The 23,642-nt window shown below is 41.2% G+C and carries 18 protein-coding genes, 5 tRNA genes and 1 riboswitch; of the genes, 22 read left to right on the top strand and 1 reads right to left on the bottom strand.

The window, feature by feature from the left end:
* Window positions 1–22: 22 nt before the first annotated feature.
* From N4627_RS07630 to N4627_RS07535, 20 genes are all read left to right on the top strand, one after another.
* Window positions 23–688: a metal-dependent transcriptional regulator gene (locus N4627_RS07630; protein WP_040530775.1), complete on the top strand. Its 666-nt coding sequence runs from the start codon at window positions 23–25 to the stop codon at window positions 686–688.
* A gap of 119 nt (window positions 689–807) precedes the next feature.
* Entirely contained in the window at window positions 808–1,563 is a 756-nt protein-coding gene (locus N4627_RS07625; protein WP_003716630.1) for a threonine/serine exporter family protein, read from the top strand.
* 9 nt (window positions 1,564–1,572) lie between these two features.
* Entirely contained in the window at window positions 1,573–2,046 is a 474-nt protein-coding gene (locus N4627_RS07620) for a threonine/serine exporter family protein (RefSeq protein WP_003716631.1), read from the top strand.
* 50 nt (window positions 2,047–2,096) lie between these two features.
* Complete coding sequence (locus N4627_RS07615) at window positions 2,097–2,771, top strand: phosphatase PAP2 family protein (protein WP_003716632.1); 675 nt, start codon at window positions 2,097–2,099, stop codon at window positions 2,769–2,771.
* Between the two features lie 70 nt (window positions 2,772–2,841).
* Entirely contained in the window at window positions 2,842–3,327 is a 486-nt protein-coding gene (locus N4627_RS07610) for a GNAT family N-acetyltransferase (protein ID WP_040530778.1), read from the top strand.
* Between the two features lie 36 nt (window positions 3,328–3,363).
* Window positions 3,364–3,537, top strand: a riboswitch (Lysine riboswitch).
* Between the two features lie 100 nt (window positions 3,538–3,637).
* Window positions 3,638–5,116, top strand: coding sequence for an amino acid permease (locus tag N4627_RS07605; protein ID WP_098044981.1), 1,479 nt, complete (start codon window positions 3,638–3,640; stop codon window positions 5,114–5,116).
* 159 nt (window positions 5,117–5,275) lie between these two features.
* Window positions 5,276–5,917: a deoxynucleoside kinase gene (locus N4627_RS07600; RefSeq protein WP_191336933.1), complete on the top strand. Its 642-nt coding sequence runs from the start codon at window positions 5,276–5,278 to the stop codon at window positions 5,915–5,917.
* A gap of 64 nt (window positions 5,918–5,981) precedes the next feature.
* Window positions 5,982–6,054, top strand: a tRNA-Val gene (locus tag N4627_RS07595).
* A gap of 3 nt (window positions 6,055–6,057) precedes the next feature.
* Window positions 6,058–6,140 (top strand) — tRNA-Leu (locus N4627_RS07590).
* A gap of 83 nt (window positions 6,141–6,223) precedes the next feature.
* A tRNA-Gly gene (locus tag N4627_RS07585) sits at window positions 6,224–6,295 on the top strand.
* A 6-nt stretch (window positions 6,296–6,301) separates the two neighbouring features.
* Window positions 6,302–6,375, top strand: a tRNA-Arg gene (locus N4627_RS07580).
* A 49-nt stretch (window positions 6,376–6,424) separates the two neighbouring features.
* Window positions 6,425–6,498, top strand: a tRNA-Pro gene (locus tag N4627_RS07575).
* 121 nt (window positions 6,499–6,619) lie between these two features.
* Window positions 6,620–7,660 carry a serine hydrolase domain-containing protein gene (locus tag N4627_RS07570; protein WP_003716636.1) on the top strand — a complete coding sequence of 347 codons (1,041 nt, stop codon included), beginning with the start codon at window positions 6,620–6,622 and terminating at the stop codon, window positions 7,658–7,660.
* 199 nt (window positions 7,661–7,859) lie between these two features.
* A complete protein-coding gene (adhP, locus tag N4627_RS07565; RefSeq protein WP_003716637.1) occupies window positions 7,860–8,882 on the top strand; it encodes an alcohol dehydrogenase AdhP in 1,023 nt (340 codons plus the stop codon).
* A gap of 226 nt (window positions 8,883–9,108) precedes the next feature.
* Complete coding sequence (locus N4627_RS07560) at window positions 9,109–9,576, top strand: CtsR family transcriptional regulator (protein WP_003716638.1); 468 nt, start codon at window positions 9,109–9,111, stop codon at window positions 9,574–9,576.
* Between the two features lie 14 nt (window positions 9,577–9,590).
* Window positions 9,591–12,068 (top strand): ATP-dependent Clp protease ATP-binding subunit, encoded by a 2,478-nt coding sequence (locus N4627_RS07555; protein WP_098045107.1) that lies wholly within the window; start codon window positions 9,591–9,593, stop codon window positions 12,066–12,068.
* Between the two features lie 234 nt (window positions 12,069–12,302).
* Window positions 12,303–12,896, top strand: coding sequence for a TetR/AcrR family transcriptional regulator (locus tag N4627_RS07550; protein WP_260964522.1), 594 nt, complete (start codon window positions 12,303–12,305; stop codon window positions 12,894–12,896).
* A gap of 224 nt (window positions 12,897–13,120) precedes the next feature.
* Complete coding sequence (rpoB, locus tag N4627_RS07545; protein ID WP_040530782.1) at window positions 13,121–16,747, top strand: DNA-directed RNA polymerase subunit beta; 3,627 nt, start codon at window positions 13,121–13,123, stop codon at window positions 16,745–16,747.
* Window positions 16,748–16,796: 49 nt separating this feature from the next.
* Window positions 16,797–20,432, top strand: a complete 3,636-nt coding sequence (rpoC, locus tag N4627_RS07540; protein WP_040530786.1) for a DNA-directed RNA polymerase subunit beta' — start codon at window positions 16,797–16,799, stop codon at window positions 20,430–20,432.
* A gap of 135 nt (window positions 20,433–20,567) precedes the next feature.
* Entirely contained in the window at window positions 20,568–21,785 is a 1,218-nt protein-coding gene (locus N4627_RS07535; RefSeq protein WP_191336935.1) for a DUF998 domain-containing protein, read from the top strand.
* On the opposite strand, the gene N4627_RS07530 is transcribed toward N4627_RS07535, so the two are convergent.
* Window positions 21,741–22,427: a prepilin peptidase gene (locus N4627_RS07530; RefSeq protein ID WP_260964519.1), complete on the bottom strand. Its 687-nt coding sequence runs from the start codon at window positions 22,425–22,427 to the stop codon at window positions 21,741–21,743. The two genes, N4627_RS07535 and N4627_RS07530, sit on opposite strands and share 45 nt — an antisense overlap.
* Before the next feature lie 266 nt (window positions 22,428–22,693).
* Here N4627_RS07530 and rpsL point away from each other — a divergent pair, with 266 nt between their 5' ends.
* Together rpsL and rpsG are read left to right on the top strand one after the other, a co-directional pair.
* A complete protein-coding gene (rpsL, locus tag N4627_RS07525; protein WP_098045111.1) occupies window positions 22,694–23,113 on the top strand; it encodes a 30S ribosomal protein S12 in 420 nt (139 codons plus the stop codon).
* 21 nt (window positions 23,114–23,134) lie between these two features.
* Complete coding sequence (rpsG, locus tag N4627_RS07520; RefSeq protein ID WP_003716646.1) at window positions 23,135–23,605, top strand: 30S ribosomal protein S7; 471 nt, start codon at window positions 23,135–23,137, stop codon at window positions 23,603–23,605.
* Window positions 23,606–23,642: the final 37 nt, after the last annotated feature.

The raw sequence follows: 23,642 nt of genomic DNA, 5'->3' as shown, positions 1-23,642 counted from the left end.
AAAGTAGAGGAGGATGCAGCCCTTGACACCGATGAAAGAAGATTATCTTAAGATTATCTTTGAGCTAGGTGGTAGTCACAAGAAGGTTTCAAATAAGGATATTTCGTTAGGCCTAGGTATAGCGGCAGGTTCTGTAACAGAAATGGTTTCAAAACTATCTGATGAAGGACTAGTAGTTCATGAACCCTATGCTGGTATTTCACTTACTGAAAAGGGACAGAAGTATGCAGCAGAGTTAGTTCGTAAACACCGCCTGTGGGAAACATTTCTTGTTGATAAGCTTCACTATAATTTTGCGGATGTTCACTCAGAAGCCGAAGTTTTAGAGCACCAAACAAGTGACCGTTTAGCAACAGCACTAGATAACTTTTTACAACACCCGCAAGCATGTCCTCATGGTGGAGTTATTCCGTCAGCGAGTGGACAGTTTCCTGATGTTTCACACCGTTTGCTGGCAGATGCAAATGATGGTGAAACAGTTCAGCTTGAACGCTTCTTAGATAACCATGAATTATTAACATACCTGGAAGAATTAAAGTTACGGCCAAACGATACCGTTAAAGTAATCCGCCACGAGCCGTTTGAGGGGCCATTAGTTATTGAAAAAGATGGTGAAGATACCCCGTTAAATGTTTCGTATAAGGCATCGCACAACATCTTTATTAAGGCCGGAAATTCAGACAAATAGTGATGTGAAGGGCCGAGAAATACCTCGGTCTTTTTTGCTACTTTAGTGTTAGAAAGATAGTAACCCAGTTTTTCACAGAGGGAGAACATGAATTAGGAACATCGGGAGGGAAGACATTAATGCTAACAGAAGAACGACGAATTCTTGCGTTACGGACCTGTGTTCTAGCAGGAAGACTGCTGATCGAGAATGGCTCAAATATGGAACGGGTCAACGATACTTTAGATCGAATCGCAAAGAATGCCGGTTTGAGAAAATTCCAGGCTTTCACAACGTTAACCGGGATTGTTGCGAGCAGTGATGATCTCCCTAATTCGCAGGTTGCTGATATTCGCCGGCGAAAAAATGATCTTAGTAAGGTTGCAGCAGTAAATGAAGTTTCTCGTGAACTAGCAAGCGGACTAATTGAATTACCCGAGGCGCATGCCCAATTAAAGTCAATTGAACGGCAGACGACTGACTGGTGGCAAAATCCATTAGAAGCATTCGCAGCCGCTATTTTAAGTGCTGCCTTAATGATCGTTTTTACTGGGGACGTTGTTGACTGGTGGGCGGCATTTATCATTGGCGGCTTAAGTTATGCTGTATTCTCGTTCGTTGTCCGTAAATTTAAAATTCAGTATCTTGGTGAGTTTTGTGCATCACTAGTTATCGGAGGCTTAGCAATCTTAACCGTTAAACTTGGGTGGACTCAAAATGCCAATTCAATTATTATTGGAGGCGTAATGCCGCTGGTACCAGGAATTCCCCTAACAAACGCTGCCCGGGACCTTGTTTCTGGGAATCTCATTAGCGGCCCAACTCGCGGAATTGAGGCAATATTAACTGCAGTAGCGATTGGTAGTGCAATTGTAATTGTCATGCGTTTTAGTTAGGAGAAGCGAATGAACTGGGAAAACTTATTCGTACAATTTATTCTTTCATATATATCTACCGTCTGCTTCGGTGTTTTATTGCATATTCCGTTACGGGCGTATAATACGGCTGGAATTATTGGTGGCGGTGTTTGGGTCATCTATTGGATAATGTATTATTATCAGCATACTGGCTTGGCAATCAGTAACCTTTTTGCTGCCATTTTAATTTCTCTGCTTAGTATGGTTGCTGCCCGTCACTTAAAAATGCCGATGATTGTATTTAATGTTCCTGCCTTAGTTCCGTTTGTTCCAGGGGGACAGGCCTACAAACTTGTTCGTAATTTTGCAATTGGTAATTATCAATTAGCAACGGTATATCTTTATCAGGTCATTGTAATTGCTGGGGCGATTACTCTTGGCTTCGGGCTTGGCGAACTACTAATTCGCGCAGTAAACTACTTGCATCTTAGTTTAGTAAAAACTTCAAAATCAAAAAGCTAGGGGTATGGTATACTCTAAATTAATGTTTAATTGATGATAGGAGAAAGATAATGTTAATTGTTCCAGATAATCAACGGTGGAAACGATTTACAATTAGTGGAGTCGTTTTTATTGTTTTGATGCTAATGATTAAGTTCAATTCAACAATTGGAACCACAATGGATGCAGTTTTTCAATCGTTATTTACTAGCCAACGCTTTGAAAATATTGGTTGGTTCCATGCCTTGATGACTTTAATTTCCTTTTTAGCAAGTCCTAAGCTTGATTTGCTATGGGTCCTGATTATTGCAATTGTTTTATGGCTAAGAAATTACCGAATTCCTGCAGTATGGGCAATCTGTACAATTATTGGTGGGGATGTCATAGGAACACTGGTCAAGCATTTTGTAAAACGGGCACGACCAGCACAACACTTAGCTGCCGACGATGGCTATAGTTTTCCGAGCGGTCATACCCTTGGATTGTTTCTGGTTGCTGGGATCCTTTTCCTTGTGGTAATCCCAATAATTCAGAAAGCAGCTGTCCGGACGATTTGCCAATTATTATTAATTTTTGCAATTTTCTTCTTGGCGGTTTCACGGGTATACTTATATGCTCACTGGCCTGTAGATACAATTGCAGCAATGGTTTTGGCATATGCTTGGCTTCAAGTTGCTGAATGGCTATACGTAGCCTGGGCACCAAAACTGCGAGAGCTAAAAATCTTTAGTAATTCAATTTATTAAAAGAAGAACGCAAAGGATCATTTTTGATTTGTTTGCGTTTTTTATTTCCCGGGAAATGGATGGTCTTTTGATGAAAATTAAAACGAAACGCCTTATTGTTGAAAGGGTTCACCGACAAAATGTTATTGAATTAACGCCACTGCTAAAATATCAATCATTATTCCAACAGGCAGGATTAGTTACAGTTGGAAAGGTTGATTTAGTTACTTTAGGGATGCTTGCCCAAACGGAATGTGTACTGCAAATAAGGGAAAGGGGAGAGCAAGGACTACTTGGCTTGATTATCCTTCTCCATTCCTACGATAAAACGGGTGCTATTCTTCCAAAGCAATACGAGGTTGGCTACCTACTTCTTCCACGAAAACAGCATCAAGGGTACATGACAGAAGCGTTAAGTGCCGTTTGCGACCAGTTAAACCGCTCTCAGATCACGGTAACTGCAGAGGTAAGGAGCGATAATGCTTCGTCAATTGGTGTTTTAAGCCGGTGTAATTTTATTCGTATCACTATAAATCCAGGAATGATCGAACTCTGGAAGCGGCAAGATATGGGATGATGGCTTGCGTTATTAAATGATGAGAGTATAATGTTATCGAAATGAAGAGGTTGCATTCTTTATCAGTATTGACTATTAGGAAAATAAGTTCCGGAGTAGTTTTGAAAGGAAAGAATGCCGAAATGCTGCTTAGCTTATTCTGAGCTGCATTGGGTCATGATTGAAAAAGTCATGGACTGTCGCGATAAATCGCGGGGCGCTTCGCTGAACGATTCAATGATAAATCTTGGATCTTCTAATGAGGTTGCCTTGTTGGAAGATCCTTTTTTATTGAGTAAGTCGCTCAGATATTTTACAGGAGGAATTTAAGATGACAGAAGACACGGGTAATGGTCAGGGGCAGATAAAAAGAACACTTAAAACACGTCACCTGGCAATGATTGCTCTTGGTGGAACGATTGGTACTGGTCTATTTATTACCAGTGGTTCGGCAATTTCAACTGCTGGACCAGGCGGGGCTTTAGTTGCATACGGAATCATGGGGATTATGGTTTATTTCTTGATGACTAGCCTTGGTGAAATGTCGACTTATATGCCGCTTACCGGATCGTTTTCTGCATTTTCATCAAAGTTTGTTGATCCAGCACTAGGCTTTGCTATGGGATGGAACTATTGGTTTAACTGGGCGATTACAATTCCAGTTGATGTAACCAGTGCGGGAATTGTAATGAATTTCTGGTTGCCACATGTTCCTAGCTGGGTATTTAGTACGGTTGTCTTGGTTTTAGTATTCCTTATCAACTATTTATCAGTTCGTTCGTACGGTGAAACAGAATACTGGTTAGCATTAATTAAGGTAATTACCGTGATCGTTTTCTTAATTGTCGGGGTTGCAATCATTCTGGGAATTATGGGCGGTCAACCAGTTGGCTTCAGCAACTTCCACTACAAGAAAGCTCCATTTGTTGGCGGCATTCCTGCAATTATTAGTGTATTCTTGGTTGCTGGTTTCTCTTTCCAGGGGACAGAATTAGTTGGGATTACTGCTGGAGAGGCTGCTACTCCTGAAAAGTCAATTTCAAAGGCAATTCATTCAACTTTCTGGCGAATCCTTCTTTTCTATATCTTTGCCATTTTTGTAATTGCATGTGTCCTGCCATACACAGATAAGAACCTGTTAAATTCGGATGTTACTAACATTACGATGAGTCCGTTTACAATCATTTTTAAGCGGGCTGGATTAGCGGTTGCTGCCAGTATCATGAATGCGGTTATCTTAACTGCGGTTGTTTCTGCGGCTAACTCTGGTTTATATGCTTCAACCCGGATGCTTTACTCGCAGGCTCGTGAAGGTTACGCATGGCGATTCTTCGGCTATGTTAACCGTCGGGGAATACCGATTTATGCACTAATTGGGACGATGGTTGTGTCATCATTGGCATTTGCAACTCAGTTTGTGGTTCCTCAAGCTTACCTTTACCTAACAGATGCTTCTGGACTGTGTGGCTTTATTGCATGGCTAGGAATTGCCATTTCACATTACCGGTTCCGGAAAGCTTACACCGCTCAGGGCCATACTGTAAGCGAACTTAAATATCACGCAACCCTGTATCCTTTTGGACCGATTTTTGCGCTTGTTCTTTGTACAATTGTTATTTGCGGGCAGAACGTTGAGGCCTTTGCAAAACTTGACTGGTCAAATATTTTGATTACGTACATGAGTGTACCGTTATTCCTAATTTTGTTCTTCTACTACAAAATTCGTTATAAGACCCATATTATTCCGTTGAAGGAAGTAGATCTTTCTCGGCAGACTAAGGGTGAAAAGTATGACCCAGAACAAAATTAATTAGAATTTGAAGAGGGTTTCTATACCGAGAAAATTTAGGTATGGGAATCCTTTTCGAATTTAGGAAGAGGACTTCTGGTTCAGTCTCTTCTTTTTTTTAATGTTCAATGTTAGAATGGTAAAGTTGTTTTTCATAAATTAAAGGGGGAGAAGCGTTTAATGATTGCACTTGCAGGGACAATAGGCGCCGGGAAAACAAGCCTAACCGGATTGCTGGCTGATCATTTGAATAGCCAAGCATTTTATGAATCTGTTGATGATAATAAGATTTTGCCGCTCTTTTATAAGGACCCGAAAAAGTATGGTTTTTTACTGCAAATTTACTTTTTAAATCGACGACTAGATGAGATTAAAGATTCTTTTGGAAATGATTTAAATGTCCTTGACCGTTCAATTTTTGAAGATGCATTGTTGTTTAAACTCAATGCTGATATGGGGCGGGCAACCGAAACAGAATCGGATATTTACTCATCATTACTGCACAACATGATGGAAGAGTTACCTGAACAACCTCACCAAAAAGCACCTAATCTGCTAATCACGATCCAGGTTTCATTCGAAACAATGCTGGAGCGGATAAAAAAACGTGGTCGGTCATACGAACAGCTCACTAATGACCCATCTCTCTATAATTACTACAAGAACCTTAATGAACGCTACCGTGATTGGTATCAACAATATAATGCTAGTCCTAAAATGCTGATTGATGGGGATAAGTATGACTTTGTCGAAGATCCAGTAGCGGCACGTCAAGTATTGAAAATGATTGATCAAAAATTAATCGAACTTGGTTTGAAATAATTGTTGACACTAAATTTAAATGATGATATATTAATAAAGTTCCATTATGAATATATCATTTTTCGGAGGATTAGCTCAGTTGGGAGAGCATCTGCCTTACAAGCAGGAGGTCACAGGTTCGAGCCCTGTATCCTCCATATGCGGATGTGGCGGAATTGGCAGACGCGCAAGATTTAGGATCTTGTATCTTTTAGATGTAAGGGTTCAAGTCCCTTCATCCGCATTTGAAATAATACTTTATTTCAAAATCATATTGACATCGGTCTGTGACACGTGGTATATTAATTATTGTTGCAGAACAGTTATGCGGAAGTAGTTCAGTGGTAGAACATCACCTTGCCATGGTGGGGGTCGCGGGTTCGAATCCCGTCTTCCGCTCTTTATGCACCCATAGCGCAATTGGATAGAGTGTCTGACTACGAATCAGAAGGTTGAAGGTTCGACTCCTTCTGGGTGCACTACTTAAAAGCGTGGCACACTACTTAGTGTTGTCACGCTTTTTCTTTTCGGAACTTAGCTCAGCTTGGTAGAGCGCTGCGTTCGGGACGCAGAGGTCGCAAGTTCAAATCTTGTAGTTCCGATTATTATAAATGTAGAGAGCAGGGGAAACTAATCTGTTAGTTCTATCCTGCTTTTTTTAGTAGTAGTGACTTGGCGAAAGACACTTTGCTTTAGATTACAATCAATTTTTAGGAACGGCTTATGACAAGGAAATTATTCTACTTATTATTAATACCGGTAATTATTCTGGGAGTGCTTCTCTGGAGCCCGCAAAAAAATGTGAATGCCAGTCAGGTTGATAGAAAAACTAAGCTGGAATTACAAGCATACCTTCATGATCACCATATTAATGGAATTATCCTCGTTAACGGGAAAAAGGATCAACCAGTAGTTTTAAGGAATAAACTTACAACTAATCCAGCACAGGTTGTTACTCCTAATGCCCTATTTCCGATTGGTTCGTTGCAAAAATTGATAACGGGAGTCGCAGTGTACCAGCTCGTTCAAAAGGGTGAACTGAAGTGGAGTACGCCACTAAGCAAATATTATCCCCAAATTCAGGGAAGCGACCAGATAACGTTACAACAGTTAATGACTCATACGAGTGGGCTGCAAAACGATGGTGCGTTACCGAAGAAAACATTAAATAACGAACAAAGTCAGGAACGGTTCTTCCTTCATCACTTTAAGAATACAGCCAATCATGATTGGAACTATCAGGATATTGATTTTGAAATACTAGGTGCGATTATTCGCCAGCGGACTCATGGCGGTTACTATCACTATATTAAAAAGACAATTTTGAAACCGTTGAATCACCATCAGCTAAAAATGGTGTATCAGGTAAAACCGCGTAAAGTACTGCAAACTATGCAACCAGGGATGACTTGGCAGATGCTATCACAAGCCGCTTCGTCAGAAATTGGTGCCGGTGATTTGTTACTCTCACCATTAAACTATTGGAACTTTATTTACCACGGTGTACTCAGTAAGCCAAAACTTATTAAGAACTTTGCTAATCAACCTAAGAGCCAGCGTGAAGCTTATTTTGGCGGTATTTATTTTCAGGGAACGGTTATCCGGGCTAATGGTAGCGAACCGGGATATAATTGCTGCTTCTTTGCGGATTATAAAACTAAAAGAACGCTGATGCTGTTTACCAATAACATTGATTATCAAACTCTGCGCCAAACTGCTGAAGAACTTTATGAAATTTACTATGGTGAGCAAATTCAGCCATAGTGAATAAAATTTATTTGCTAAAATACTCACAATTGGTATTAATTAAGTGATGCTAGCTTCAGTAAATTGGTGGAGAACTAATAGAATATTGGTCTGTCAATTTCCTGTTTATTTATTCACAAAAGCGCTTTAAAAACTGAATTGGATTTGTTATTATATCTTGTGTAAAAGATAACAAGTTCAAAGGAGATTTTAGATTATGAAAGCTGCTGTTATTAACGATCCAGTAGATGGTTACGTTACTGTTAAGGATGTTCAACTTCGGGATCTTAAACCAGGTGAAGCCTTAGTTGATATGGAATATTGTGGTCTTTGTCACACCGACTTGCACGTTGCTGCTGGTGACTTTGGTAAGAAGCCAGGTCGGATTATTGGTCACGAAGGTGTTGGTCGTGTATCTAAAGTTGCTCCTGGTGTTACTTCCTTAAAGGTTGGGGACCGGGTATCAATTGCTTGGTTCTTCAAGGGCTGTGGACACTGTGAATACTGCCTTACTGGTCGTGAAACACTTTGCCGGAACGTTTTGAATGCTGGTTACACTGCTGATGGCGCAATGGCACAACAATGTATCGTTCCTGCTGACTATGCTGTTAAGGTTCCAGAAGGCCTTGACCCAGTTGAAGCTACTTCATTAACTTGTGCCGGTGTTACTATGTACAAGGCATTGAAGGTTGCTGACATTAAGCCAGGTCAATGGGTATCTATCGTTGGTGCCGGTGGTCTTGGTAACTTGGGTATTCAATTTGCCCACAATGTCTTCGGTGCTCACGTTATTGCCGTTGATGGTAACCCTGAAAAGCTTGAAGCTGCTAAGGAAAACGGTGCTGAAATTGTTATCAACCGTCATGATGGCGATGTTGACAAGCAAATCCAAGAAAAGGTTGGCGGTGTTCACGCTGCTGTTGTAACTGCTGTTTCAGCTTCAGCATTTGACCAAGCCGTTGATTCCCTCCGTCCAGATGGTAAGTTGGTTGCCGTTGCTCTTCCACAAGGTGACATGAAGCTTAACATTGCTAAGACAGTTCTTGACGGAATTATCGTTGCTGGTTCATTAGTTGGTACCCGTCAAGACTTAGCTGAATGTTTCCAATTTGGTGCTGAAGGTAAGGTTCACCCAATTGTTAAGACACGGAAGTTAAGTGAAATCAACGACATGATCCAAGAATTAAAGGATAACAAGGTTGTTGGTCGGAACGTTGTTGACTTCAGCTTAGAAGATTAATCTATAAATATCCCCTTTTTGAAATTTAGCGGGAGTGAGATGTTGAGTCTCACAAACGTAAATAAGCTCCTAGAGTAAGGTAAGGCCGAGCTCCGGGGGCTTATTTTGTACTTTTTTCTAAATAATTTGCTAACACTTGCTCTTTATTGAGACTGTTTTCTGGTCCCTAATTTAATATTGTGGTAAAATTTGGTCAAGATTAGTCAAGAAATTTGGAGGTGATGGAATGGAAGAGAAAAGCATTTCTGACATTATTGAGGAGTATTTGAAACAAATACTTGGTGAGTCATCTCAAATTGAAATTCGTCGTTCGGAAATTGCCAACCATTTTGATGTTGTTCCGTCACAAATTAATTACGTAATCAAAACCCGATTTACTATTCAGCATGGATATTTAGTGCAAAGTAAACGTGGTGGTGGCGGTTATATTCGAATTGAGCGCGTTAATTTACTTGATAATGTTGATGTGTTAAACTCACTGATCCAAGCAATCGGGGATTCAATTAGTGAGCGTGATGCTTATGACATTGTTCGAACGCTTTATGATGAAAAGCTGCTGACAAGGCGTGAGGGGGATTTAATGCTAGTTGCCTTGTCAAAGCAGACCCTAAATGTGAATGATTGCAATGTTGAAGCTCGATTAAGAGCAAGAATTTTAATTTCAATGCTTAATCGTTTACGGTATGAGAGCTAGGAGGAAAGCAGTTAATGGATAATATGTTTACACCTAGTGCCAAACACGTCTTGGCACTCGCCCATGAACAAGCAAAGTACTTTAAGCACCAAGCCGTTGGTACTGAACACTTATTACTTGCGTTGGCAATTGAAAGGGAGGGAATTGCTAGCAAGATTTTTGAGCAATTCTCCATTACTAGCGATGATATTCAAGAAGAAATTGAGCGGATGATTGGCTATGGGACCATGGATGACATGGGGCCAGCTGATTACCTTCCATATTCTCCCAAAGCACGGCAGGTATTAGCACTAGCGGGACAGGAAGCACAGCAGTTAAATGCCTTAAAGATTGGTACTGAACACTTATTACTCGCGTTGATTTCAGATGAAGGAATTCTTTCTTCCAGAATTTTAATGAGCTTAGATGTTCTACCCCGACAAATTCGCAAAGTAACCTTGCGGCGTCTTGGTGTTTCAGATATTCAGGCACGACAGCGCTTAGGCAGACAGCCGGGACAACGAACACGAAGATCGCAGACACCAACTCTTGATAAGCTTGCACGTGATATGACCCAAATGGCAAGGGATGGTAAACTTGACCCTGTAATTGGTCGCGACAACGAATTACGACGGGTTGAGCAGATCTTAAGTCGCCGAACAAAGAACAATCCAGTGCTAATTGGTGAACCCGGTGTTGGGAAGACAGCGATTGCTGAGGAATTAGCTCGTCGAATGGCCAACAATGAAGTTCCTGAAGACTTAGCACAGAAGCGATTGATGATGCTTGATATGGGATCGTTAGTTGCCGGAACTAAGTATCGTGGAGAATTTGAAGATCGGTTGAAAAAGGTTATTGACGAAATTCAAAAAGACGGCCATGTCATCCTCTTCATTGATGAATTACACACTTTGATTGGTGCTGGTGGTGCTGAAGGGGCGATTGATGCTTCAAATATCTTAAAGCCAGCTCTTGCTCGTGGTGATTTACAGACAATTGGTGCTACGACTCTTGATGAATACCAAAAGTATATTGAATCTGATGCTGCACTAGAACGACGGTTTGCGACTGTTCAGATTGAAGAACCCACTGAAAATATTGCTTTGCAGATTCTAAATGGCTTGCGGCCAAAATATGAGGAACACCATCATGTTAAAATTGATGATGATGCATTAAAGCAGGCTGTTAAATTATCAAGTCGCTACATCACAGACCGTTATTTACCGGATAAGGCAATTGATTTAATTGATGAGGCTTCCTCAATGGTACGGATTGATGCCGAAGAAAAGGGAAATCATCAACCATCATTAACTACCAGATTAGTACAATTACGGCAACAAAAAGAAGCTGCAATTGAGAACCAAGATTTTGATCAGGCTGCTAATCTCCGGCAAGAAGAGCTAACGTTAAAGGCTAAGGTTGATGAGCAACAGAAAAAGGCTGAGAAGCAATCTGCACAGCGAAAGCTCCACACAACAGGGGAAGATGTTGCAAAAATTGTTGCTGAATGGACCGGTGTTCCGTTGACCCAGCTTAAGAAGAGCGAAAGCGAACGACTAGTTAACCTCGAAAAGGTTCTTCATAATCGTGTCATTGGACAAAATGAGGCTGTATCAGTCGTTGCAAAGGCAATCCGTCGAGCAAGAAGCGGCTTGAAGGATCCGCAACGGCCAATTGGTTCATTTATGTTCCTTGGACCAACAGGAGTAGGGAAAACGGAACTAGCTAAGGCACTAGCGGCGGCAATGTTTGGTTCTGAAGATAACATGATCCGGATTGATATGTCTGAATATATGGAAAAGTACAGTACTAGTCGTTTAATTGGTGCTGCACCGGGTTATGTTGGTTATGATGAAGGTGGTCAGTTAACAGAAAAGGTTCGTCAACACCCATATTCGGTTGTCCTATTAGATGAGGCAGAAAAAGCGCATCCCGATGTCTTTAATTTGTTGCTTCAAGTCCTCGATGATGGCTATTTGACTGATGCTAAGGGACGAAAAGTTGACTTCCGCAATACCATCATTATTATGACCTCTAATTTAGGTGCTACCCAGCTCCAAGATGAAAAAGAGGTCGGATTTGGTGCACGTGATGTTAGTCAGGACTATCAGGCAATGGCATCTGCAATTCGTCAACAATTAAAACTGCATTTCCGTCCTGAGTTCCTGAACCGGATTGATGAAACAATAATTTTCCACTCCTTACAAAAGGATGAACTTCACCAAATTGTTAAATTGATGGTTGCTCAACTAAGAGCACGGGTTGCTGAACAAGGAATTAACTTGAAAGTTACGCCTGCAGCGATTGATGTTGTGGCAACTAAGGGTTACAATCCGGCATATGGTGCTCGGCCATTACGTCGGGCATTGCAGGATCTGATTGAGGATCCGCTAAGCACCGCGCTACTAAGTGGCAACGTAAAAACTGGTGATAACGTTGTTGTCGGTGCTCACCAAGGAAAAATTACCTTGAAAGTAAAAAATGACCACAATGAGCGAATGGTAAAGAATTAAAATTAAAATCGGACTTTGACGTTTGGCTTTTGGAACGTTGAAGTCCTTTTATTTACGGGAAGTTATTAAACATTTCTGTTATCATCTGTTCAACTGAAATTAATAAGAATAAAAATACTATTTTATCTATATCTAATTTGGGAGGAGATAATTTTGCTTAAAAGCTTGTCAAATCAAAGCTTTGGTGGCATTATATATTTATAATGTGATTAATATGTTAGGAGATAGTAAAGTATGAAGAGAGCTGAACAGCTTGAAAAAACACGACAGTCAATTATGAGAACGGCAACTAAGCTCTTCTTGCAAAAAGGCTTCGGTGAAACTTCTACTCGTGATATTGCTAAGCAAGTTGGGATTACTCAACCGGCTCTTTACCATCACTTTAGCGATAAGGAAGTCCTCTATCTAGACGTGATGACTAATTTGAGTAGTAAGGTTCGTAAGGATATTAATAAGGTAATGCGGAAACATAAGCTAACACCTAATGAACAATTGTGGCAAATTACGGTTGTACTGAAAAAACATCACCCAGTAAGTATTTACGATCAATACCACCAAGCAGTTAGTTTGCTTTCAAAGAGTTCCCAACAAAAATTGAACATGATTCTCGCAATGAATTATCTTCAGCCAATTGCTGAGTACTTTAAGCAACCAGAAGTTGAATTACGTCCTGATATTTTGCCGCAAGAAGCTGCTGAATTGTTCTTAGCTGGAATTTCACTGATTTTTGGTACCTACCAGCCAATTGGTGGCCATAACATTAGTGACGATCAACGCGATCAATTAATTTTGGATTGCATTATTAGCGGACTTTCAAAAACAAAATAATTAGTTGAGTAACTCTGTTGACATTTAATAAATTATCTTATATACTACAAAAGTATGTAATTGTGAGTTCTCATATGAACCTAGTGATCTATTGTCCATTAGGTTCAGTAAATAAAACCAAAGGCAGTTTTTAACTGTTTTTGGATTTTTTTTGCTCAAAATTATGATTTTAGTTCATTTGTAACCAAATTGTAATATTTGAACTCACTGAATAAATTAGAGAGGTGAACAGTTTGGCCGGACATTTAGTTAAATACGGTAAGCACCGTACCCGTCGTAGCTACTCCCGAATCAAAGAAGTTCTCGAGCTGCCAAACCTGATTGAAATCCAAACGGACTCATACAAGTGGTTCATGGATAAAGGTTTACGGGAAATGTTTGATGATATTATGCCAATTGATGATTTCCAAGGGAAGTTATCATTGGAATTCGTTGACTATCAACTTTTGGAACCTAAGTATACTGTTGATGAAGCACGTGAACATGATGCAAATTACTCAGCACCGCTTCACGTTACTTTGCGTCTTACTAACCATGAGACTGGGGAAATTAAGTCTCAAGATGTTTTCTTTGGTGAATTCCCATTAATGACAGATCAAGGGACCTTCATTATTAATGGTGCTGAACGGGTTATTGTTTCTCAATTAGTTCGGTCACCAGGTGTTTACTACAATGAAGAAGCTGGCAAGAACGGCCGGCCAAGTTATGGTGCTACCTTTATTCCTAACCGTGGTGCCTGGCTTGAATACGAAACTGATGCTAAGAATATTTCTTACGTTCGGATTGACCGGACTCGTAAGTTACCAATGACTGAATTAATCCGGGCACTTGGCTTTGGTTCAGATGATGAAATCATTGATATGTTTGGTGGCAACAGTGAGACCCTATCCTTAACTTTGGATAAGGATGTTCACAAGAATGCTGAAGACTCTCGGGTTGAAGAAGCACTTAAGGATATCTATGAACGTCTTCGTCCAGGTGAACCTAAGACTGCGGACTCAGCTCGGAACCTATTGACAGCACGGTTCTTTGATCCTAAGCGTTATGATATGGCTCCTGTTGGTCGATACAAGACTAACAAGAAGTTAATGCTGAAGTACCGTCTTCTTGGTGAAACCTTAGCCGAAACCCTTGCTGATCCAGATACTGGTGAAGTGCTTGCGCAAAAGGGTGACAAGGTTACCAAGGAAGTATTGAAGAAGTTAGAACCATACTTAGATCGTGACGACTTTAAGATGATTACCTACACTCCTTCTGATGAAGCCGTGGTTACTGAACCAGTAAAGCTTCAAAAAGTTTTGGTTTACTCCCATGAAGATCCAGAACGAGTTGTTCCAATTATCGGTAATGGCCACATTCCATTGGAATACAAGCATATTGAACCAGCTGATATTCTTGCTTCATTGAACTACTTCTTCAACTTGCAAGAAGGTATCGGCACTACCGACGATATTGACCACTTAGGTAATCGGCGGATTCGTTCAGTTGGTGAATTATTGCAAAACCAATTCCGGATTGGGTTAGCACGGATGGAACGGGTTGTTCGGGAACGGATGTCAATTCAGGATCCTGACACTGTTACTCCACAACAATTGATTAATATTCGGCCAGTTGTTGCTTCAATTCGTGAATTCTTTGGTTCTTCACAATTGTCACAATTCATGGACCAAACCAACCCGCTTGGTGAATTAACTCATAAGCGGCGTCTTTCCGCCCTTGGTCCTGGTGGTTTGACTCGTGATCGGGCCGGATATGAAGTTCGTGATGTGCACTATACTCACTATGGTCGGATGTGCCCAATCGAAACTCCTGAAGGTCCTAACATTGGTTTGATTAACAGTCTTTCATCATATGCTCGTGTTAATAAGTATGGATTCATCGAAACTCCATACCGTCGTGTTTCATGGAAGACTCATAAAGTTACTGACAAGATCGACTACTTAACTGCCGACGAAGAAGATAACTACATCATTGCTCAGGCCAACACGCCTTTGAATGATGATGGTTCATTTGCTCAAGACCAAGTTATGTGTCGTGATAAGGATGATTACATTGAAACGAGCGTTGAGAACGTCGATTACATGGACGTTTCTCCAAAACAAGTTGTCTCCGTTGCTTCCGCATGTATTCCATTCCTTGAAAACGATGACTCTAACCGTGCCTTGATGGGTGCTAACATGCAACGGCAAGCTGTTCCGTTGTTGAACCCTCATGCACCATTAGTAAGTACTGGAATTGACTACAAAGCAGCCCATGACTCTGGGGTGGCCATGATTGCTAAGAAGTCAGGGACAGTTGAATATGTTGATGCTCGTGAAGTTCGTGTTCGTGAAGAAGATGGAACTCTTGATACTTACAAATTAATGAAGTTCCGTCGTTCTAACGGTGGTAAAAACTACAACCAACGTCCAATTGTTAAAGTTGGCGAACATGTAGACGCCGATGATGTTCTTGCTGATGGACCATCAATGGAACAAGGTGAATTAGCCTTAGGTCAAAATCCATTGATTGCCTTCATGACTTGGCAAGGTTACAACTTCGAAGATGCCATCGCAATTAGCGAACGGTTAGTTAAGGATGATGTTTATACATCAATTCATATCGAGTCATACGAATCAGAAGCTCGGGAAACTAAGCTTGGACCTGAAGAAATGACCCGTGAAATTCCTAACGTTGGTGACGATGCACTTAAAGATCTGGACGAAAATGGGATTGTTCGGATTGGTGCTGAAGTTCATGACGGCGATATTTTAGTAGGTAAGGTTACTCCTAAGGGAATGACTGAATTATCTGCTGAAGAACGGTTGCTTCACGCTATCTTTGGTGAAAAGTCACGTGAAGTTCGTGATACTTCTCTCCGTGTTCCTCACGGTGGTGGCGGTATTATCCAAGACGTTAAGGTCTTTACTCGTGAAAATGGGGATGAACTTTCACCAGGTGTTAACACCATGGTTCGGGTTTACATTGCCCAAAAGCGGAAGATCCAAGTCGGTGATAAGATGTCAGGTCGTCACGGTAACAAGGGTACTGTTTCTATCGTTGTTCCTGAAGAAGATATGCCGTATATGCCAGACGGTACACCAATCGACATTATGTTGAGTCCAATGGGTGTGCCAAGTCGTATGAATATCGGACAGTTGCTTGAATTGCACTTAGGAATGGCTGCAAAGCGTCTTGGAATTCACATGGCAACACCAGTATTCGATGGTGCTACTGATAAGGATGTTTGGGATGCTGTTAAGGAATCCGGGTTCCCTGAAGACGGTAAGACAATTCTTTATGATGGTCGTACAGGTGAACCATTTGAAAACCGGATTGCCGTTGGTTCAATGCATTACCTTAAGTTAGCCCACATGGTTGACGATAAGATTCACGCTCGTTCTACTGGTCCATACTCACTTGTTACTCAACAGCCATTGGGTGGTAAAGCTCAGTTTGGTGGTCAGCGGTTCGGTGAAATGGAAGTTTGGGCTCTTGAAGCTTACGGTGCTGCATACACTCTTCAAGAAATCCTTACTTACAAGTCAGACGATACTGTTGGTCGTGTTCGGACTTACGATGCCATCATTAATGGTGAACCAATTCCAAAGCCGGGTGTTCCTGAATCATTCCGGGTTCTTGTTAAGGAATTACAAGCATTAGGCCTTGATATGAAGGTGCTTGATGGTAACCATAATGAAGTTCAATTGAAGAACATGGATGAAGATGATGATGAAGTTGTTAATGTTGATGCTTTAGCTAAGTATGCTGCAAAGCACAATGCTGAAGAAAAAGAAAAGAAAGACGAAGCGTCTGCCGATAATAAATCAGCTGCAACAACTGATGAACAAGACAAGACTAAGCAAGACTAGTTTTACTTAGTGCTGAACGTAAACTATTAAAATAAGGAGGAAAAATCCTTTGATTGATGTCAATAAATTTGAAAGTATGCAGATCGGCCTGGCATCACCAGATAAGATCCGTAGTTGGTCTTACGGGGAAGTTAAGAAGCCCGAGACCATCAACTACCGGACTTTAAAGCCAGAAAAACAAGGTCTGTTTGACGAACGAATCTTTGGCCCAACTAAGGACTATGAATGTGCTTGTGGTAAGTACAAGCGGATTCGCTACAAGGGTCGTGTCTGTGACCGCTGTGGTGTTGAAGTTACTAGTTCAAAGGTTCGTCGTGAACGGATGGGGCACATTGAATTGGCCGCTCCGGTTTCCCATATTTGGTACTTCAAGGGGATTCCAAGTCGGATGGGTCTTGTCTTAGACATGAGTCCACGATCACTTGAAGAAGTTATTTACTTTGCTTCATACGTTGTTTTGGATCCAGGTGATACTCCACTTGAAAAGAAGCAATTGCTTTCTGAAGCAGAATACCGTGACAAGAAGGCTGAATTTGGCGACCGCTTTACTGCTGAAATGGGAGCCGCTGCTATTAAGAAGTTATTAGCAGACGTCGACCTTAATAAGGAAGCAGCCGAATTAAAGGAAGAACTAAAGGAAGCAACTGGTCAAAAGCGGACTCGTGCTATCCGTCGTTTGGATATTTTGGAAGCATTTATCAAGTCTGGTAATAAGCCGGAATGGATGGTCCTTGATGTTATTCCTGTTATGCCACCTGATTTACGGCCAATGGTTCAACTTGAAGGTGGCCGGTTTGCTACCTCTGACTTAAACGATTTATACCGGCGGGTTATTAACCGGAATAACCGTTTGAAGCGTCTTTTGAAGTTGCAAGCTCCAGGAATCATTGTTCAAAACGAAAAACGGATGCTCCAAGAAGCCGTTGATGCCTTAATTGATAATGGCCGTCGAGGTCGTCCTGTTTCAGGTCCTGGTAACCGTCCATTGAAGTCCCTTTCTCACCTTCTGAAGGGGAAGCAAGGACGTTTCCGTCAAAACTTGCTTGGTAAGCGTGTTGATTACTCTGGTCGTTCAGTTATTGATGTTGGTCCATCATTACGAATGAACCAAATGGGGCTTCCTGTTCCAATGGCTCTTGAATTGTTCAAGCCATTTATCATGCACGAATTAGTTAAGCGTGGTTTATCCGCTAACGTTAAGGCAGCTAAGCGGAAGATTGACCGTCGTGATGATGATGTCTTTGATGTTCTTGAAGATGTTATCAAGGAACACCCAGTTCTTCTTAACCGGGCCCCTACATTGCACCGGTTAGGTATCCAGGCCTTTGAACCAATTCTGGTTTCTGGTAAGTCAATGCGTCTTCACCCATTGGTATGTACTGCTTACAATGCCGATTTTGATGGGGACCAGATGGCGATCCACGTACCACTTTCTGATGAAGCTCAAGCTGAAGCACGGCTATTAATGCTTGCCGCTTCTCACATTTTGAGTCCTCGTGACGGTGAACCAATCGTTTCTCCATCTCAGGATATGGTTATCGGTAACTACTACATGACCACTGAAGATAAGGGTCGTGAAGGTGAAGGGATGATCTTCAAGGATACCGATGAAGCTGAAATGGCATACCGGAACAACTATGTTTCACTCCAAACTCGTGTTGGTGTACAAGTTTCAGCATTCCCTGACAAGCCATTTACTGATGAACAACGCGGTAAGATCATGGTAACTAGTGTAGGTAAGTTATTGTTCAACCGGATTCTTCCTAAAGACTTCAATTACATTAACGAACCTACTGCTGATAACATTACTAAGGGTGTTGATGACCGCTTCTTCCTTGATCCGGGTGAAGATATCAACGAATACCTTGAAAATGCACCACTAGTTCCACCATTCAAGAAGGGCTTCTTGTCAGACTTAATTGCTGAAGTTTACAAGCAATACAAGGTTACCAAGACTTCTCAATTCCTTGACCGGATTAAGGACCTTGGTTACTACGAATCAACTATTTCTGGTTTAACTACCGCAATGTCAGATATTCATGACTTGCCTGAAAAGCCAGAAATTATTAAGAAGGCTCGTAAGCAAGTTGCCTTAGTTACCAAGCAATTCCGTCGTGGGTTGATTACTGATGACGAACGTTACGACCGGGTTATTGGTATCTGGAACGATGCAAAAGACAAAGTTCAAAACAAGTTGATTGAACATATGGACATCCATAATCCAATCAACATGATGTCTGACTCAGGTGCTCGTGGTAACATTTCTAACTTTACTCAGCTTGCCGGAATGCGTGGGTTGATGGCTTCTCCAAACGGTAAGATTATGGAATTGCCAGTTCTTTCTAACTTCTATGAAGGTTTGTCAGTGCTGGAAATGTTCATTTCTTCTCACGGTGCTCGTAAGGGAATGACCGATACCGCCTTGAAGACTGCTAACTCAGGTTACTTGACTCGGCGGTTAGTTGATGTTGCTCAGGATGTTGTTGTTCGTGAAAAGGACTGTGGCACTGACCGTGGCCTTGAAGTTACTGCAATTACAAACGGTAACGAAATGATCGAACCACTTTACGACCGGATCATGGGTCGTTACACTATGAAGTCTGTCTTTGATCCAAAGACTGGCGAGAAGATCGTTGGTAAGAACGTTCTAATCGACGAAACAATGGCACAAAAGATCGTTGATGCTGGCGTTAAGAAGGTTACTATTCGTTCTGCATTTACTTGCAACACTGAACACGGTGTTTGTGAACGATGCTACGGCCGAAACGCAGCTACTGGTGACCGGGTTGAAGCCGGTGAAGCAGTTGGTACCGTTGCCGCTCAATCAATCGGTGAACCAGGTACTCAATTGACCTTGCGGAACTTCCACACTGGTGGTGTTGCCGGTAACGAAGATATTACTCAAGGTCTCCCTCGTGTTCAAGAAATTGTGGAAGCACGTAATCCTAAGGGGCGTGCAACCATTACTGAGGTTACTGGTGAAGTTGAATCAATCGAAGAAAATCCAGCAGAACGGACTAAGGATGTTACTGTTAAGGGTGAAACTGATACTCGGACATACACCTTACCAATTACTGCACGGATGCGGGTTGCTGAAGGTGACTTTATTCACCGTGGAACTGCTCTTAATGAAGGTTCAATTGATCCTAAGGAATTGATTCGGGTTCGTGATGTTCTTTCTACAGAAACTTATCTCCTTGCTGAAGTTCAAAAGGTTTACCGTATGCAGGGGATCGATCTGTTAGATAAGCACGTTGAAATCATGATTCGTCAAATGATGCGGAAGGTTCGTGTCATGGATCCAGGTGACACAGATATGTTGCCAGGACAATTAATGGACATTGGTCAATTCCGTGATGCTAACTACAAGACATTAGTAGCCGGTAATATTCCAGCTACTGCTCGTCCAGTTATCTTAGGAATTACCAAGGCTGCCCTTGAAACTAACAGTTTCTTATCAGCTGCTTCATTCCAGGAAACTACTCGTGTCCTGACTGATGCTGCTATTCGTGGTAAGAATGACCCATTAGTTGGTTTGAAGGAAAATGTTATTATCGGTAAGATCATTCCAGCAGGTACTGGTATGAGTACGTACCGGAACATTAAGCCAAAAGAAGTTAATGTTGCTGCTTATTCCATCAAAGATTTAGAAGCTAAGATGAAGGAAGAAGACAAGCAAAATTAATTAGCTTAATCCCATAAGAAGGACTATGACTTGATTGTCATGGTCCTTTTTGCTATTTTAAATAATGAAGAAGAACGATAGGTAGGGGAACTATGGCTAAGGGGCTATGGTTCTTCGTTATTTTTGGGAGAGAAAATGTCAAAGAAATATACTATTGAGATTCCGGAATCTGCAATGAAGAAAACGGGATTCATAGCAAATGAACAACTAGAACTAAATGTTAACCATAATGAAATTACGATTAGGCCGTCACGAGTAACAGATCAGTTGCCAAAAATTAGATTGTATTGGTATATTTTGCCAGCATTGGTTTTAACAATTGTCTTTTTTGCTTTCTGCCGTAACCAGCACATGAAGACAGTCCCAATTACTGGTGACTATTCGATTGCTTATGGTTCGATGCTATTAAGCTTGGTAAGCGGCTTGCTTGTTTTTGTGATTACCTTTATTGTCACAAAATTGCAAAATAATGGGCCAACGAGAAATATTTATTGGCGAAGCTTACCAGTAATTACAATTGCTTATGGATTAATTATTGCCTTTTCATTTTCAGCCTTTTTCTGGTTATTAGAGAAGCTATTTACAGATGCTCGATTCGATATTTATACTTCGACAACCTTTGTTTTTGTGATTATTGCCGCTATTAATTACTTGACAATTAATCTTGCGTTAACCCTCTCTTCGGCAATTATTACTAACTTGTTGACGATAATGATCATTGGCGGAATGCTATTTTCGATGTTAACTAATTCCACTCGCGATTGGTGGAAATATAACTTTAGCTTTTTGGGAACCTCACAAAACTCAGCGAACTTACAGTTTAACGTGACCTTAATATTTTCGGGACTACTAATGATGGCGTTAGTTGATTATCTTTTTGTTAATCTCCAACAAAAGTATCCGGGAATTAAAACTCAATTGTTACGGTGGCTATTGTATGGTGAAGCAGCTTGTATCGCAGCAATTGGCTTATTCCCTAACGATCCCAAATTTCATGTTCTGCATGACCGAATTTCAATGTGGTTAGTTTATATTATGTTAATTTTGATTGTTGCTATTCGCTGGATTCTTCCAGAAGTTACCAGACAATTCTTAGTCACTTCTTACGTGATTGGGGCGGTAATGGGAGCAGAATATATTGTCTTTAAACTGGCTAATTATTTGTCGTTAACGGCATTTGAACTGATCGAATTTGCTCTTTCATTTTCTTGGTTATTGCTGTTACTACAAAATATTGAAAACCTTGCTCAATATGGCGAACAGCTATTTCTTGTTAAAATAAAAAATAATTCAACAGAAGACGAGACACTAGTCGGAACAGAAAAGCAGCCTCAGGATGAAGCCAAGCGCTAATCCAGGAATGAGGGGCACCTTGCTGTTCCTTTTTATTAGGGCTGGAATTAGTGTTAGCAGGCAGCCAATTAAAACAATTTGTGCTGTTAATTCCCAGCCCCCTATTAAGTCGGTTACAAGGATGAATTCAATATCGCCTGTTCCCAGCCCCTTGGTAATATGCTGTAATCCCAAAAGAAAGAGTCCGATTATAACTAACTCAACCGTGACTTTGCCGATTGGTAATGATTGGCGGGGAAGAACTAAAAGAAGGGGAAGCAACCCAATTAATGCGATTGGGTAGATTACCTGGCTAACGAAATCGGTTGTTGAAAGGTATAAAAGTGTAAGAATAACAATGGCAAAGATCAGGTTATGGTACCAGGAGGAAGTGAACGTCCAAGCCGTGACGAGAATAATCGTGAGTTCTGATAACGGAAAGAATGGTGAAATCTTGGCGTCACACCAATGGCAATGTCCCCGTTGAATGATAAAGCCCAGGATGGGAATAAGTTGCCACCAACTGAGAGGATGATGGCAATTATCACAAACAGAATGCTTTGGCGACCATGGCAATTGGTTATTAAGCTGCCGCTGACCACAGAGGGTAACAAAAGAAGCCAGGGTAGTAAGAATGGCACAATTAATAAATGTAAAAAACATTAGTATCATCTCCAGAAACTGTCTCTATAGATCCATAACGTAAAAATCACGAAATGATCTTTAGAAAAGTTAACAAGACCTCGTTGACATTAACAGAAGACCGTGATAGTCTATTAAAGGTGCTTTTTATAGCAACGTCGGTGTCTGTCGTTGGGCAGACTTTGCGTCAACGAAGGCACATAATTTAATAACATCCAAGCACTTTTTTTATTCATGAAAAAGAACCACCTGGATGTGTGGACTTAAAACTAGGAAGGGGAAAAATTATGCCAACCATTAACCAATTGGTACGTAAAGGCCGGAAGAGCCACAAGGGCAAGTCAAAGTCACCAGCTCTTGGATATGTTTACAACACATTTAAGAAGGAAGAAATTAAGACTCCATCACCACAAAAGCGTGGAGTTGCTACCCGTGTCGGTACTATGACACCTAAGAAGCCTAACTCAGCTTTGCGGAAGTACGCTCGTGTACGTCTTTCAAACTTGATTGAAGTTACTGCTTACATCCCTGGTATTGGTCACAACCTCCAAGAACACTCAGTTGTTTTAATTCGTGGTGGTCGTGTTAAGGATTTGCCTGGGGTTCGTTACCACATCGTTCGTGGTACTCTTGATACTGCCGGTGTTGAAGGACGGATGCAATCACGTTCTAAGTACGGTACCAAGAAGCCTAAGGACAAGAAGTAAAATATTAGGAGGGATTAAGTAATGCCACGTAAAGGACATGTACAAAAGCGTGAAATTTTACCAGATCCAATGTACAACTCAAAGTTGGTTACCAGCTTGATTGACCACTTGATGATCGATGGTAAGCGCGGAACTGCTACTAAGATTTTGTATGCAGCATTTGATGAAATTAAGAATGAAACAGGTAACAACCCTGTAGAAGTTTTCGAACAAGCTATGGAAAACGTTATGCCTGTTCTTGAAGTTAAGGCTCGTCGTGTTGGTGGTTCAAACTACCAAGTTCCAATCGAAGTTCGTCCAGAACGTCGGACCACTTTAGGTCTTCGTTGGATTGTTCAATACGCACGGTTGCGTGGTGAACACACAATGGTTGAACGTCTTGCACGTGAAATCATCGATGCTTCAAACAACACTGGTGCCTCAGTTAAGAAGCGTGAAGATACTCACCGTATGGCTGAAGCCAACCGTGCTTTCGCACACTACCGCTGGTAATCACTGCGAATTGAAACCGGTTGTCTAACCAGTTACA

It is taken from the genome of Limosilactobacillus vaginalis, from assembly GCF_025311515.1.
In the GTDB taxonomy this organism is placed as follows: Bacteria; Bacillota; Bacilli; order Lactobacillales; family Lactobacillaceae; genus Limosilactobacillus; species Limosilactobacillus vaginalis.
The sequence above is the reverse complement of the archived record's forward strand: the minus strand, read 5'-3'. Positions and strand labels throughout refer to the sequence as shown.